The 14,802-nt window shown below is 57.9% G+C and carries 12 protein-coding genes; 8 read left to right on the top strand and 4 right to left on the bottom strand.

The genetic code is table 11. The features are described 5' to 3' along the window. Positions 1-281 precede the first annotated feature (281 nt). From IEI95_RS00140 to IEI95_RS00105, 8 genes are all read left to right on the top strand, one after another. On the top strand, positions 282-2,339 hold the full coding sequence (locus IEI95_RS00140; RefSeq protein ID WP_194415615.1) for a hydantoinase/oxoprolinase family protein: 2,058 nt from the start codon (positions 282-284) through the stop codon (positions 2,337-2,339). 3 nt (positions 2,340-2,342) lie between these two features. Beyond that, positions 2,343-4,304 (top strand): hydantoinase B/oxoprolinase family protein, encoded by a 1,962-nt coding sequence (locus tag IEI95_RS00135; RefSeq protein ID WP_060716471.1) that lies wholly within the window; start codon positions 2,343-2,345, stop codon positions 4,302-4,304. Positions 4,305-4,475: 171 nt separating this feature from the next. Next, entirely contained in the window at positions 4,476-5,378 is a 903-nt protein-coding gene (locus tag IEI95_RS00130; protein WP_153517046.1) for an ABC transporter substrate-binding protein, read from the top strand. Positions 5,379-5,519: 141 nt separating this feature from the next. After that, positions 5,520-6,242, top strand: a complete 723-nt coding sequence (locus IEI95_RS00125; RefSeq protein WP_071208370.1) for an amino acid ABC transporter permease — start codon at positions 5,520-5,522, stop codon at positions 6,240-6,242. 88 nt (positions 6,243-6,330) lie between these two features. Then, the gene (locus tag IEI95_RS00120) at positions 6,331-7,098 is read left to right on the top strand and encodes an amino acid ABC transporter permease (RefSeq protein WP_060716473.1); all 768 of its coding nucleotides are present in this window, start codon (positions 6,331-6,333) and stop codon (positions 7,096-7,098) included. A gap of 1 nt (position 7,099) precedes the next feature. Next, positions 7,100-7,885, top strand: coding sequence for an amino acid ABC transporter ATP-binding protein (locus IEI95_RS00115; RefSeq protein WP_194415614.1), 786 nt, complete (start codon positions 7,100-7,102; stop codon positions 7,883-7,885). Positions 7,886-8,030: 145 nt separating this feature from the next. After that, on the top strand, positions 8,031-9,368 hold the full coding sequence (locus tag IEI95_RS00110; protein WP_234934142.1) for an MmgE/PrpD family protein: 1,338 nt from the start codon (positions 8,031-8,033) through the stop codon (positions 9,366-9,368). A 170-nt stretch (positions 9,369-9,538) separates the two neighbouring features. Continuing rightward, positions 9,539-11,404 (top strand): LysR family transcriptional regulator, encoded by a 1,866-nt coding sequence (locus tag IEI95_RS00105; protein WP_194415609.1) that lies wholly within the window; start codon positions 9,539-9,541, stop codon positions 11,402-11,404. A gap of 53 nt (positions 11,405-11,457) precedes the next feature. Here the strand turns inward: IEI95_RS00105 and IEI95_RS00100 are convergent, their stop codons facing one another. The 4 genes from IEI95_RS00100 to IEI95_RS00085 are packed head-to-tail and all read right to left on the bottom strand — an operon-like array spanning position 11,458 to position 14,794. Continuing rightward, the gene (locus IEI95_RS00100) at positions 11,458-12,768 is read right to left on the bottom strand and encodes an IncP-type conjugal transfer protein TrbI (protein ID WP_194415607.1); all 1,311 of its coding nucleotides are present in this window, start codon (positions 12,766-12,768) and stop codon (positions 11,458-11,460) included. A 12-nt stretch (positions 12,769-12,780) separates the two neighbouring features. Then, on the bottom strand, positions 12,781-13,260 hold the full coding sequence (trbH, locus tag IEI95_RS00095) for a conjugal transfer protein TrbH (protein ID WP_194415605.1): 480 nt from the start codon (positions 13,258-13,260) through the stop codon (positions 12,781-12,783). Next, a complete protein-coding gene (gene trbG, locus IEI95_RS00090; protein ID WP_071208371.1) occupies positions 13,260-14,114 on the bottom strand; it encodes a P-type conjugative transfer protein TrbG in 855 nt (284 codons plus the stop codon). Before trbG ends, trbH begins: the two co-directional genes overlap by 1 nt. A gap of 17 nt (positions 14,115-14,131) precedes the next feature. Next, positions 14,132-14,794, bottom strand: coding sequence for a conjugal transfer protein TrbF (locus IEI95_RS00085; RefSeq protein ID WP_071208211.1), 663 nt, complete (start codon positions 14,792-14,794; stop codon positions 14,132-14,134). Positions 14,795-14,802 lie beyond the last annotated feature (8 nt).

Genomic DNA, 14,802 nt, shown 5'->3' with positions numbered 1-14,802 from the left:
CGAACTTTTTCGGTGGCTTCGTCGCGGTTTTCCACTTGAACTGCGTTTCCGGGCGAAGACAAATCGCCGGCCTCTTTCGCCCTTGGGAACAGGCTGCAATGCAGCCCTGATGGTTCGAAGAAACTATTCGCCCATTTCAATGAAACCCCGCTATAAACCATTGGCCATTCCGACATAACATAATCCTCATCAAAGCCGATTGCGACAGATTAGTACGCCCGAGCATTTCGCCCGGGAAGGACGTTTGTTGCCGTTGCAAAGGTCAAGATAGGAAGTGTTTGATGGCTCTCGTCCGCATAGGAGTGGATATCGGCGGAACGTTCACCGACTTTGTCGGTTGGCGTTCTGACAGCTCCCAGGGAATTACTCGTCTGAAGGTTCCCTCTACGCCTCCGCACTTTGCGGAAGGGTTCAAGGACGGGTTTGAGCCGCTTCTCGACCAGCTGCGAATTTCGGATGATGACGAAGTCGTTGTCATGCACGGTACGACGGTTAGCACCAATACGGTGATCGAACGATCCGCAGAACCCATCGCGCTTTTCGTGACGGAGGGTTTCCGCGACATCCTTGAGCTCCAGCGCCTTCGTCTCAAGAATCCCGTAGATTTATTCTCCTCCCGCGCAATTCCGCTTGTAGCTCGGGACCTCGTTTTCGAGATCCCGGAACGTCTCGATGCCGATGGCGAGGTGCTTACACCGATCGACGCCGAAGCAGTTCGCCGGGCAGTGGCTGGCGTTAAGGCCGCCGACGTTAAGGCAATCGCCGTCGTTTTTCTTCACAGCTTTCGAAATCCTAAGCACGAGCGCGGGATCCGTGGCTTGATCAATGAGATCGACCCGGAAATGGACGTCTGTATTTCGAGTGAAATCTGGCCGCGCATCGGGGAATACGAGCGTGCTGTCAATGCAACTTTAAACGCCTATGTCAAACCCCGCGTCCAGGCATATCTGCAGGAGATTGAGCGCTACGTCACTAACAGGCTTTCATCTGTCCGGCTGTTTGTGACGCGCTCCAATGGTGGTGCACTTGGGCTTGCGGACGCGGCGAAGTTTCCGGTTCACACGCTGTTGTCGGGGCCGGCGTCCGGGGTGACCGCCGCACAGACTGTCTCTTCGCTCAGCAAGCATGAATACTTGCTCACCTTTGATATGGGCGGCACGAGCACAGATGTGTCGCTGGTCCGTCAGGGCAACCCGACGGTCACCTCGCAGGGAGCAGTAGGCGACTTTCCCATTACCTTGCCCGTAACCGAGATTGAAGCGATTGGCGCCGGTGGCGGCTCCCTAGTCCATCTCGAGGGACCCGCGATGCGGATCGGCCCTGAAAGCGCTGGCGCCTATCCTGGCCCGGCAGCCTTCGGGAGGGGTGGCGTCCGCCCAACAGTGACCGACGCTTATCTTCTATGCGGCTATCTCAATGCCGGCAATTTCCTTGGCGGCGCCATGCCTTTGGACGTGAACCGCGCTGCGACAGCATATGACAGTATTGCCGGCCGGCTCAGCGTGACGACTGCGGAAGCTGCCGATGCCTGCCTTTCCGTGACAACCTCGACGATGGTCAGCAGGATTCTGCCCTATCTCGCTGCGCACGGACTCGACCCGCAGAACGTGACGCTTGTGACGTTCGGCGGAAACGGAGCTCTGCATGGACCACTGCTTGCGGACGAGGTTGGAATAAATTCGGTCATCGTGCCTGCCGCGCCTTCGGTTTTCTGCGCCTGTGGCGGCGTGGTCACGACCCTCACCCACGATGTCGTCAACGTCATTCAAGGCACGACGATAACGCATGAATCGCTCTCTGACGCATTCAGGCACCTCGCATCGGAGACGGTCGACTGGCTCAAGCAGCAGGTGGAACTCGATCGCCTGACGTCGATCGATCACGAATTTTGGGCGGAACTACGATATAAAGGGCAGTCATTCCAGGTTCCGGTCGTCGTCCCGACCAAAGCCGATGGCAGCTTCCCGGATCTGGCAACGATTTCCGATCGCTTCCATGACGAGCACAACAGGCTTTATGCCCATTGCGACCGGAATGCTGCCGTCGAATTTGTAGAGTTGCGCGTTCGCATCCGCGGAAGCCTGCCCTCTCCCTCGCAGGTGAATATCGAGGGGAGCTCCAGGAGGGGCGAGGTCTCAGCCATCGCCAGGCGCGACCTCCGTATCGCGGGGCGGCTTTATCCAAATACTCCGATCTATGCCCGCAGTGACCTCGAAAGAGGAAGCAGGGTCGAGGGGCCATGCATCATCGAAGAGGATGACTCAACGATCCTTGTCCCGCCTGCCTACACGGCCGAAGCAATCAGCTCCGGTGCTATTTCTCTGGATCGGAGGGGCTAAAACATGGATCCCGTTCAAACCGCCATCATGGCAAATCGCTTCAACGCAATTGTCGAAGAAGCGTCGTCGACGCTGCAGCGCACGGCGCACACGACCTTCGTGAAGCTCGTCCAGGACTTTCAATGCGCGCTCGCCAATGCGGATGGAGAAGCATTTGCCTACCCGATCAATACTGGCGTCAGTGCGTTCATAGGCCTGTCGGTGAAAGGAGGGCTAGGGGATATCCCGCTCTCTTCGCTCAAGCCAGGTGATTGCATTATCACCAATGACCCGTTCTCCAGCGACGGGATGGTTACTCACATGATGGACGTATCGCTTGTCCGTCCGATCTTCCGGGATGGCCAACTCATCGCATTGGCGTGGGCATTCGTACATGCGTCCGATATTGGCGGCGCAGTGCCAGGTAGCATTGCTCCGACCCTGACCGAGGTCTTTCAGGAAGGGCTGCGACTTCGCCCGGTCCTACTCTATCGGGAAGGTGTCCTCAATGAATCTGTGAAGAACATCCTCCTGGACAATAGTCGCATCTCCAGCGAACTCTGGGGTGATATCCAGGCGATGCTCTCGGCATTGAAAAGCATGGATGTCCGGCTGGGCCAGTTGTGCGATCGCTATTCGACCGACGAGGTCCTGAAGGGAATGGACGCGACCCTCGCGCTGTCGGAGGCGCGTGCACGGGAAGTGATCTCGGCCATCCCGGATGGCACCTACGAGTTCGCTGACTACATCGAAGGAATGCGGCCTGGTGAGTACATCAATATTCACGCGCGCATGACCGTCGACGGAAGCAACCTGATCTTCGATTTTACGGGTACAGATCCACAGGTGCTCGCGGCGTTCAACTACGTGACGGGGACGACAACCCACCCGTATACGTTGCAATCGCTCATCTACTACATTCTGACGAAGGCGCCCGATGCGCCACGAAACCGGGGTCTCCTCCGCCCCGTCAGGATCATAGCGCCTCGCGGCACCATCATTAACGCGAACTTCCCAGCGGCCGGGGGATCGCGTGTTACTGCGTCGACACGCGTATACGACGTTGTCCTCGGTTGCTTGAACGCAGCAATACCCGACGCGCTGGCAGCGGCGGGTCCTGGCATGTCCGGCATTATAGTCGTGACAGGCCGCGACAGGCTGCATGGTGGTAAGCGCGTTAGTGTAATCAATCCGATTTGCGGCGGCGGCGGTGGTCGAATCGGACAGGATGGGATCGATGGCATCGACAACCGTTCCGGTTCGTTGCTGACGGTCCCCGCGGAAACTGTCGAAGTCGAAACGATCATGCGCGTGCGGCGCTATGGTCTGCTCGCAGACAGTCAGGCGCCGGGACGCTGGCGCAGTGGCGCGGCCGTTGTTCTTGATCTCGAGAATACCGATGTCGAAGCGGTCATGACCGTCCGCGGAATGGATCGTCTCAAATTCAGCCCTTGGGGCGTCGAAGGCGGAGCGCCGGGATCGCTCGCCCGGGTCATCATGAACCCAGGCCGCAAGGATGAGCGCGACATCGGCAAGATCGATGTTCTGCATTTCAAACGCGGTGACGTGGTTCGCTTGATCACTCCAGCCGGTGGCGGGTTCGGCCCTGCTGCAGAAAGGGATCCCCACCAGGTCGCCAGCGACGTCAAGCGTGGCCTGGTCTCAGTGGATTGGGCTCGAACCGCCTACGGGGTTGTCGTTCGTGATGATTATACAATCGACGATGCGGAAACCAAAGCCGCCCGATCGCAAATGGCAGCTCGTCAAGGGCGGTTCTCCGTTTGCGAGACCCGGCGAGCATTCGATGCGATCTGGCCAACCGATGTCCGAGCCGCGCTTGCGGTTGGAGCCTTCGCTTATGACGCTTCGGTAAGACCAATCCTCGTGCGAAACACAGTTTCGCGCTTCATGGAGAGCAGCAAAACCGCGACCATTGAAGCAATATCCGACGCTCTGGCCGAGGAAAACAGAAAACTGCAATTGTAGTGGGATGCGGGAGCGGTCGGCAGGCCGGCCGCTTCAACTATAATGGAGAGTCCAATGCCGTAATCCGTTGATACACTTCGCTCTATGTGAACAACACCAAGCCTGACTGTTGTCGAAACTGGGAGTTTTAAACAGTTCGGCTTTGACGCAATGAAAAGAAAGGGGAATACAATGAATACTCGTTCGTCCGCAATGATCATGAGCCTTTGGCTCGCCGCCGGAGTGGCCTTGACGACTTCGATCGCCAGCGCCCAGGAGGCAAAAGAAGGTACCGCCTACGAGGTCAAGCTTCCGACCACGCCCGCGAAGAGCGTCGAGCCGACCGAGAAGCTGGCTAAGGCCGGCAAGATCGTGATGTGCACGGAACTGGGCAATCCGCCCGGTGGTTTCCTGGCTGAAGACGGGGTAACCCCCAAGGGATTCAACGTTGACGTCATGTCGGCAATCGGCCCAGTCATGGGCATCAAAAGTGAAGTGGTTCACTACCCGTTCGCAAGTATATTCGCTGCCCTCGACACCGGCAAATGCGATGCGGTTATGTCCAACAATTCGAAAAGCCCGGCCCGTATTGCTAAGTACAACTTCGTCGAATACATCCGCGAACGCATGGGGCTTCTCGTCCCGAAGGGAAACCCTCTTAATATCAAGACATATGAGGATCTTGCAGGCCATCGCGTCGCGGTACTTGTCTCGAGCACGAATGAACGGTTGCTGAAAGAGGCGAGCGCGAAAGTCGAAGCTGAAGGCAAGCCAGCTATCGAAATTCAATCCTACCCCCAGAATACAACCACGTTCCGCCAGCTCGATCTGAAGCGCGTCGACGCATTTGTCAGCGACGCTATGACGTTGTCCTACTTCATGAAGCTTACGGACGACAAGTATGAGATCGGCGGCCTTCCGATCGATCCCCTAACGATCGGAATCGTCCTCAGAAAGGACGATCCTGCATTGCACGAAGCAGTGCGTAAGGCCTACGTCGCTCTTTTTGAGGGCGGCTATGTCGAGCAAGCGGCCAAGACCTGGGGTATGGATGGCCACGTCGAGCTGTGCCGCGATGACAAGCAGTGCCCGTGATCGGGCGATGACGCTGTAAGCTCCATGCGTTCGGGCAGCTGTAAGGCTTTAGCTTGCCGCCGCGGCGGCAGGCTTCCGTCATAAGAGGACCATCTCTCGGCGCGGCGGACTCAAACAAAATAAATGGGGACCATTATCGAAATGCAGTTCGATATCACCTTTTTCCTGGATTTTGTCTTCAATCCTCGCCCGGCGCTTCTGCGAGGCCTGCTGACGACGGTGCTGGTGGCATTCGCCTCCATGGTCATCGGCGTCGTGCTGGGACTGGTGCTTTCGCTTTTCGGGCTTTCGCGATTGCGTGTGCTTCGCTGGTTCAACAGTGTTTACATCTTCGTGTTTCGAGGCACCCCACTTCTAGTGCAGGTCATTATCATCTATTTCGGGCTGCCTTACCTCACCAATATTGACCTTTTTCCACAAGACTTTCACCTGTTCGGGTTTATTTCACTCAGCGGCACAATAGTCGCGGGAGTGACCGCGTTTGCATTGCATGAGGCCGCATTTTTCAGCGAAATATCCCGCGGCGCGATCGCGTCGGTAGATCACGGGCAGTGGGACGCTGGCAAGGCCGTGGGAATGACACCGAGGCTGCTGATGCAGAGAATCATTCTGCCACAGGCGATCCGCATCATGCTGCCACCGCTGGGCAACCAGATGAACGGCATGTTCAAGGCGACATCACTCTTATACCTGATCGCAGTTCCGGAGATGTTGTTCATCGCCGATGCAGTCAACTCTGTGACATTCAAGACTTTCGAGGTCTATCTCGGTGTATCGATCTATTACCTGGCCCTGACAACCGCGTGGAGCTTCGTCCAAGCCGCATTGGAGAAACGCTATTCAAAGGGGTTCGCATCGATATGACACCGCTCCGTCCCCCATTCTGCAAGCGTCTTCGCGCTAAGCCACAAATTTCTCGTGAACGCAGACAAGTTGCTCCGGGAGCTCAACCATGAACTTCGATTTCAACTACTTCCTTGAGCTGGTTTTCTCGCCGCCATCGCAGCTTTTGTATGCTGTTTGGATCGCAGTCTCCGTCACACTTACCTCGATGATAGCTGGCGTGGTGGCCGGCTTGTTTCTGGCCCTGTTCGGATTGAGCCGCTTCGGTGTGCTCAGGGGGTTCAACTGGCTCTACGTCTGGTTCTTCCGCGGTACGCCAATTCTTGTCCAGCTGTTTCTGATTTATTTCGGGCTGCCATACCTCATCGGCGTCGATATTTTTCCGTCCACGATCAGCACACCGGTCTTCTCGATCAGCGGCGCTATTGTCGCCGGGATTTTAGCCTTTAGCCTCCATGAAGCAGCTTACATGAGCGAAATCACGCGTGCTGGTATCAGGTCGGTCGACAATGGACAAAGCGAGGCTGCGAAGGCACTCGGCATGATGCCATCGATGGCGATGCGTCGTATCATTCTTCCCCAGGCGCTGCGCATAATCCTGCCATCGCTCGGAAACCAGTGCAACATGATGTTCAAGACCACCGCGTTCCTGAGCGTTATCGCCGTACCGGAACTCGTCCATGTTGCTGACAGCATGCGATCGCAAAACTTCAAGACATTTGAAGCCTATGCCGCGATTTCCGTCTACTACCTCGTCCTGACCGGAGTATGGACTGGGTTGCAGCAATGGATCGAGAACCGGCTTTCCTGGAGCCCGCGAACCGCCGCGCGAAGACCAGACGCAAAAGCTGCCAACCTCTTACAAATGGATACCTGATATGGCCGATCATTCCGAAGGCAGCGTCGCACCTGCCGTTGAACTCCGCAACGTGAGCAAATCATTCGGCACCTTGAGCGTGTTTGAAAACATCTCGATGACCGTTCGACCCAAAGAGACTGTTGTCGTGATCGGTCCGTCTGGATCAGGCAAGACGACGCTTATTCGGTGTATAAATCATCTCGAAGAAATCCAGAACGGCGAGATATTTATGAATGGAACCCTCGTCAGCAACAAGATTGTTGGCGGCAAGAAGGTTGACCTCAGCGAAAGGGAGAAGGCCTCTATACGACGCAACGTCGGTATGGTCTTCCAGCGGTTCAATCTTTTCCCACATCTGACCGCCCTTCAAAACATCATTGAAGCACCGGTCCATGTGCTCAAGCAGACAAAACGGGAGGCGACCGAGCGCGGGTTGGCGCTCCTCGATCGTGTGGGTCTGACAGACAAAAGAGATCAGTATCCCGCTCAATTATCAGGAGGACAGCAGCAGCGTGTCGCGATTGCACGTGTCCTCGCCATGAATCCAGAAGTCGTGCTGTTTGATGAACCAACCAGCGCGCTTGACCCTGAAATGGTTGGCGAGGTTCTAGCTGTTATGAAGGAACTGGCGGGAAAAGGAATGACCATGATTGTCGTGACACATGAGATGGGATTTGCCCGTGAAGTGGCTGATCGTGTCGTTGTTATGGACAAGGGCTCCATTATCGAGGAAGGACCACCTGAGCAGATTTTCTCGGCACCGAAAAACGCGCGTACAGCGTCCTTCCTGGAACGTATTGCTTGACCGCAACAGAGGTCGAGTAATCGAGCCATCATTGGCTCCGAACCGACTTCCTGGGCGATCAGGGTTGGAAAAACAAGGTCGCTGGCCCGGAGAGGCTTAAATGACGGTCCGAAACCCTGCGGATCGACGCAATGGAACAATCGTCATGGCTATCTCCGCAACTACCCGCCTTTCGGAATTCATCGCGAACGTACGCGAATTGCCGACGGAGGTTTCGGAAAAAGCCAAGCTACATATCGCGGATACTCTGGCATGCATCTATGCCGGTTCCGCTTCTGAAGCCGTAGCGCTTTTGGAGCGGGTCTGCGCACCTTCCGACGACAACGCGCCATTTATCGCCCCCGGTTTGGGACGCTGGAGCGATCCGGCTCTGGCGGCCATGCTTATCGGTGTCTGCGCGCACGCGGACGATTTTGACGATACCAGCGAGTATTCGATGAATGGTCATCCCAGCGCGCCCATCGTCAGCGCGCTGATACCGACCGCCGTTGCGACAAAAGCGAGCGGTATGGCAATGGTTCGCGCCTATGCTGTTGGGATCGAGGTAGCTTGCAAGCTCGGCAGCGCCATCGGCACGGCACATACGCGTCGCGGTTGGCACACTATGTCGACCCTCGGAACTCTCGGCGCCGCGGCTGCCGCCGCCCATCTTCGTGGTCTTCATACCGGTCAAACCGAGCGTGCCCTGGCAATCGCCTCTTCTTTCGCTGGAGGGCTTCTGGGTAACACGGGAACCATGACCAAAAGCCTCCATTGTGGGCGTGCGGCGCAGGCCGCCTATCTCGCCGCCGCGCTTGCCGAGCAAGGTTTCTCCGCCGGCGCGGATATCCTGGAGGCCGAGAATGGGTTTCTGGCCGCACTAACCGACCGATCTAAGGACCGCATCGACCTCTCTGGAATTGGTGACGTTTGGGAACTGGTTTCTCCTGGCCTCGCTGTAAAGCTTTACCCATGCTGCAGTTGCACCCATCTGGCCATCGACGGGGCGATTGAAATTCAACGCCGTCATGCGATCGACCCGGAAAGAATTGAGCAAGTCACGTGTGCGGTTCGCGAAGAATGCACGCATTACTTGCGCTTCCCCAATCCGACTACCGGCATCGAGGGCAAATTCAGCATGAACTACACAGTCGCCGTGGCGTTGGCGCGCGGCAAAGTGACACTGGACGATTTCGAAACGGCCGCTCTGGGGCATGACGATATCGCATTGCTCATGCCTAAGGTTCACATGGTCGTTCGCCCAGACGAGAAGGACGCCGGGGAAATCGAGGTCATCCTGAAGGGCGGATTACGTTTGACGGCGTACCGGGACGTTCCCCGAGGATCTCCAGAAACGCCGGCAGATTGGGAAGATATCATCGGAAAGCTGCGGGACGGCCTGGCGCGAGCCGGGAGACTTAGGCCGGTCCATCCTGAAACGCTTTTTGCAGGATTGCGAGAAATGGATAAACAGTCCGAATTTCTCAATCTCTTGCGCACATGATTTTCCAGCATCCCTTGCCGGGAATACTGGCCAGAACAATAGTGTCCTGGGTAAGTGAATCCGCGCCTTCAGTAGCGACGCTCTAGCACACGCACATCATCAGGCAGAGAGTTAGCGAGGGGACGCGCTTTAATAGTCAATGCGTCTAGAATGTGAGGAGTTGGGCTAGGATGACCACGCCGAAAATAGACCTCTCACATCTGGCAGCTTTTATCACCGCCTGCGATAGTATCAGCATGTCGCGAGCGGCGGATGCGATTGGACTCACAACCTCTGCCTTCAGCGCACGACTGCATGGGTTGGAAACGCGGCTTGGGTTGAAACTCTTCGCTCGCCACGGTCGGAACATGTGGCCGCTGCCATCAGCCGTTTGGCTGTATAATCGGAGTGTCCGCCTTCTGCTGGCGGAGGAATTTCTGCGCCTGCGCCTGCGCGTTCGCTCGGGCGCCGAAGAAACTATTCGAAGCGTTATCATCCAATTGGACGAAGCATATACAGGAACGTATATGGCGCTTGCTGTCCAGGACGCGATCCGACGCGTGCATTCCATCCAGCAGGATTGCTTTCTCGATCTTATTTCGTCGCGTCATTCGCCTTTTGAGTCACGCGCCGACCAGCAGCCTATGATTGCAAACTCCTCGTCAATATTGGAGTTGTCCGTCCGGTGCACCAAAGGAAATAACAGACCAGACGAACCTTCCGTGATGCCCATCGGTACGTGGATGGCGGTAGGTGAAGGTGCGTTCGATCCGCAGATGAATAAGGATGCGCTCAGAGACATGATAGTTCCCGAACTCCCGGGAACATTGAGCGATGACATAGCACGACACCCTAATTGGCCCCGGCTGTCGCACAAAGTCGCTACAGCGGCAGTTGGCCTTCAAGACTACTTCGGCATGGCACTTCTCTTTTCCAGTCATGACCTTCTGTTGCCGCGGCCGCTTATGCCGGCCCGTATTGCAGATATTGCACCACGAATGTACGCGGTGCCTGATGGTCCACCTTGCGTCATTCATGCGCGCGAGTCGGGATTGGACCCCGTTATGCAAACATTCCTGGCAGAGTTGCGGCGGTCTCTTTCAACAGACGGCTCGTCCGGCGGCCGCTTCCAGCCCTTCAGCCCTGCGGCGACGCTAAAGCAGATAGCAACGTTCAACCTTGTCGTGAAAACGGGCAGCATGGCCGCCGCTGCGCGCGCTGTTGGCCTGACTGCTCCTATGGTCCCGACGCAGATCGCTCTGCTTGAAACTGCCCTGGAAACCTCATTGATTGTTAAGGGCCGCGGGGGTTCCACTCCAACGGAATCCGCCATGAGGCTACATCCTATCTGCCTTGGGATCGAACAATGCTTCAATGATGCTCTCGCAAAGAGCGGCAAGGTGGCTGCGGAGTTCCGGCAGTCTATTCGCATCGGTCTACCCCCGAGCTGGAGCAGCGATTCGCGCACGTCCGAATGCATGGCCGAAGCGTTGAGCGCGTTTCACCGTGAATTTCCAGATTGCCGGATTGAAGTCGTTGAAGGTCCCCGTGACACTCTCCATGGAGGAGTACGCAGCGGTCAACTTAATATAGCTGTCGTGGGGAGAGTTGACCTTCAAGTCGGGAGTTTACCCGTAGGCGCGAGCGAAGACATTTCGTTAATCGTAAATAAGAACGTTGGGTTTTGTCCACAATCCAAACGCGTGTCTGCCGACGAGCTACGGGGAATTCCGCTCATTCTGGCACCGGCACACGTGACGATGCATCAAACTCTGATTACGGCGCTTGCCAAGGCGACGGTGCAACTCGAACCAGTCATGCGACTTGGCTCAATCCCGTTGATTGTTTCGGTCATACGGCGCTCGCCATTCGGGACGATATTGCCCGCTTCTGTCGTGCGCAAGGAGCTTGAGGATGACTTGGTAGAGGCCTTCCCCCTCGACCATATCGTGCCCAGACGGCGTCTATGGGCGATTTTTTCCACCGACAATCCACTCAGTGAAATCGAACGTCGGCTAGTTGGGCATATAAAGGACGCGTTTGCCGGCACGTTCTGAGCGCGATACACCAAGAAACAAAAAGATGGGCGACCGTTTGTCCGGCCAAGCGCTCATCGATATGTCCCAGGAAAAACGATGTCCTGGTCGACAAGGACATTGAACTTGTAACCCGGCCGGATCTCGAGAGTCGGCTGCACGTCCATATTTCTCTGGATGGCCCGGTCTGCGACACGACCGAAGGTCTCGGCAAAATTCCGCCGGGCGGCATCCGAGGCGGTGTCCTGTGTCGCCAGCGTCGAACTCTGCGGAACGGCCATGTCGATCCCCGTGCCGATCACCGCAATGAGGATCGCCGATCCAAATGTCTGGAGCCACTTCCTATCGACCTTGTCGCGAAAGCCGCTGTAACCTTGCGCGTCTGTGCCAGCCATGCCGCCGATCTGGAGCGTTGAGCCGTTCGGGAAGATGATGTCGGTCCAGACGACCAGAACACGGCTCTGGCCAAACGAGACCTTGCTGTCGTACCGACCGAACAGTTTCGTTCCCTGCGGGATCAGAAGCCGATGTCCCGTCGCTGAATCATAGACGTTCTGGCTCACCTGGGCGGTGATGCGACCGGGAAGGTCGGAATTAATCCCGGTGATCAAGGTCGCGGGAACGACCGAGCCGCGCTTGAGTTCGTAAAGCGACTGCTGGGGCACGACACGGTTCGGAAGATAGCCGAGCTCCTTGAGGTCGGCATTGAAGAAATCCTCCTTGGATTTCTGGCCGTTCGGATCAACATTTTGACCGCCGAGTCCCGCACGAAGAGCGGCCGAGTACAGGTCGGATGCGCCCGGTGTCGTCGCAGTGGAAACGCCGTTCGTCTTCGTCGCGGCGGTGTCGTTTGTATCTGATCCCTGCCTGTCGAACTTGCCGCGGTCGACAGCGATCGGTGAGTCATAGGCGGCGTCATTGGCCTGCAGCCGGGCCATTCTCTGGCGCTGCCGCTCACGAAGATATTGCTCTTCCTGCTCGCGCTGCAAACGGGCGCGCCAGGCCTGTTCAGATTCCAGTTGCTGTTCCGGCCGTGCCTCTTGCCTTTGATCGGGCTGCGGGGTGAACGGATTGACCGAGCGCTTCTCTTCCTGCGTCTCGACCGGCGTCGGCTGCAGCGTCGTCACCTGCTGCGGCTCGCCGATGATGCCGTCCGAAACGCCGCGCTTGATCTGATCGGCGAAGGTTGACGCCGGATTGCCGGAGCTTGTGTCCGGTCCGGTGTCGCGGAAATAAAGCCCGCGCGACGTCAGGCCGAAGAAGATGACGGCGAGGAAGGCGACGACCAGCACGACCACGACGATGATCGGCAGACGGTTGATCCGGCGCATACCGGAGCCCGTCTCCTCGTTCTTGGCGCCGCCGAGCTTGAGCGATTGAACCATGACCGCCCTCCCCTAACCGCGCTTCATGACCGAGAGCGCGCTCGCCGGCTGCGCCCCCGTCGTCGTGACGGTAAAGGCGCGGCCGAGCTCGACACTATTGGTCGACAGCCGCGCGAGCACCTGGCCCTCGAAGGGAATGACGACATAGGCAAGCGGCACGGTGCGCGCGGCACCATCCGTCTTCTGGTCGGTCACAACGGCATAGCCCCAGCCTTTTAGAGCCGCTTCCAGCGCTTGCCCGAAGGGCGAACTGTCCTGCTTCAGTGAGACGGTCGCGGTTCCGGGGCCGATCTGCTCGGCGAGCCTGCTCACCATGTCGCCGGCGATGGCGCTTGCTGCCGGCCCCGAGATCTCGGCAGGCGCGTTGCTGGAGGTCAATCCATCCGTACCGAGCGACTGGCATCCGGAAAAGAGGAGCGCGAGGCCGCAGGTTGCCGCTAGGCTGCGGAGGGCGCGCAAAGGGCGTGGGCGGGAGGGCAAGCTGCTTCGCATCACCGCCCTCCCCGCCGGATCGTCACCTTCTCCTGTTTCCAGCCGACGCCGGAAACAAGAACCGCGCGGTCGACGTGATAGTCGACCACCATCATGTCGCCCTTCATCCGGTAGTTGACGATGCGGTTCTGCCCACCGGAGACGACAAACAGCACCGGCGCATCCTGGCCGGAGATCGAGCGCGGGAACTGGACGTAAGTCTTTTCCCCATCGCTATAGACGCGCGTCGGTCGCCAGCCGGCATTGCCGGAGACCGAGTATGAGAAATTCAACTGCTCGGCCGGAACGCCGGCGCTCGGAATGGTACTCGCCTCCATTCGCGCGTTGATGTCGGCGAGCTTGGTGGAAACGTCTTCCGGATATTCGAAGCCGACGCGGGCCATGTATTGGTTTGCATGCGACTTGAGCTGGATATGATAGGTGCGGCGCGAGGTCGTCACGACCATCGAGGTGACGAGGTTCGGCTCCGATGGCTTGACGATCAGGTGGATCGCCTGCCCGCCCGCAGCACCTGACGTCGCCGGCTCCACTTTCCATCTCACGGTGTCTCCGACCAGCACGTCGCGAACCACCTCGCCGCCCTGGAGCTCGATATCGCAGACCTGCAAGGGCGAGCAAACCACGGAGGGCTGCACCTCGCCGTAGAGAAAGATCACCTTCCCGTCCGGTCCTTTCGTGACAAGTCCGCGTGATCCACGCCACTGGGTGGAAATCCCCATCCCCTTCGCCTCGTTAGCGCTGACGCCATCGGCCGCGAGAGCGCGGGAGGAAAGAGAAGCCGACAGGGGCACGAGAGCGACGACGATCGTGGCAGCGGTCAGCGTGGCCGGAAAACGTCTCAGTCGAATGTTCATGTTCGGGGCCATGCCTTTCAAAGCTGCGCGGTCCAGTCGAGATCCCTAAGATAGAGTCCGATCGGGTTAAGCCGGATGATGCCCTCGTCCTGCGGCGGTGTGAGCGTCACGGTGGCGATGCCGCGGAACCGGCGTGTGGCCGTCTCCTTGCCGCGGCGATCGCGCTCGAACTCGGTCCAGTCGATCTGGTAGGACTGGTTCGACAGCGCGACGATATTGTTGACCTCGACGGCGACGGTGGCGTTCTTTGCCTTCTCGAAGGGCGAGGAGGAGCGGAACCAGGCATTGACCTTCTCGGTCGCAGGATCCGAGGTCCGAAGCAGCGCATAGGTGCGGTCGATATATTGCTTCTGCACGACCGCGTCCGGGGTTACCGAGCGGAAGTTAGACACGAAACCGCCGAGCGTGGCGCGCACCACGCGCGGATCGGCATATTCGATCTGCTGCGGAAAGCCGGCGCTCGAGGCCGTACCGAGCTTGTCGACCTCGACGATATACGGCACCAGCTTCACCTGTGTGCTCTGGTAGAGCGCATAAGAAAAGCCGATCACCGCCATGGTCATCCCTGTGATGCCGACCAGGCGCCAGGCCGCTGCCGCCCTGACATAGGAGCCGTAGCGCTCGTTCCATTCCGTTCTCGCAGCGATATAGGGATTGTCGGGCGGGGTGCGTCCGGCCATGCGCGGTA

It is taken from the genome of Agrobacterium vitis, assembly GCF_014926405.1.
Classification (GTDB): domain Bacteria; phylum Pseudomonadota; class Alphaproteobacteria; order Rhizobiales; family Rhizobiaceae; genus Allorhizobium; species Allorhizobium vitis_H.
This window is presented reverse-complemented; position numbering and strand designations above follow the sequence as displayed.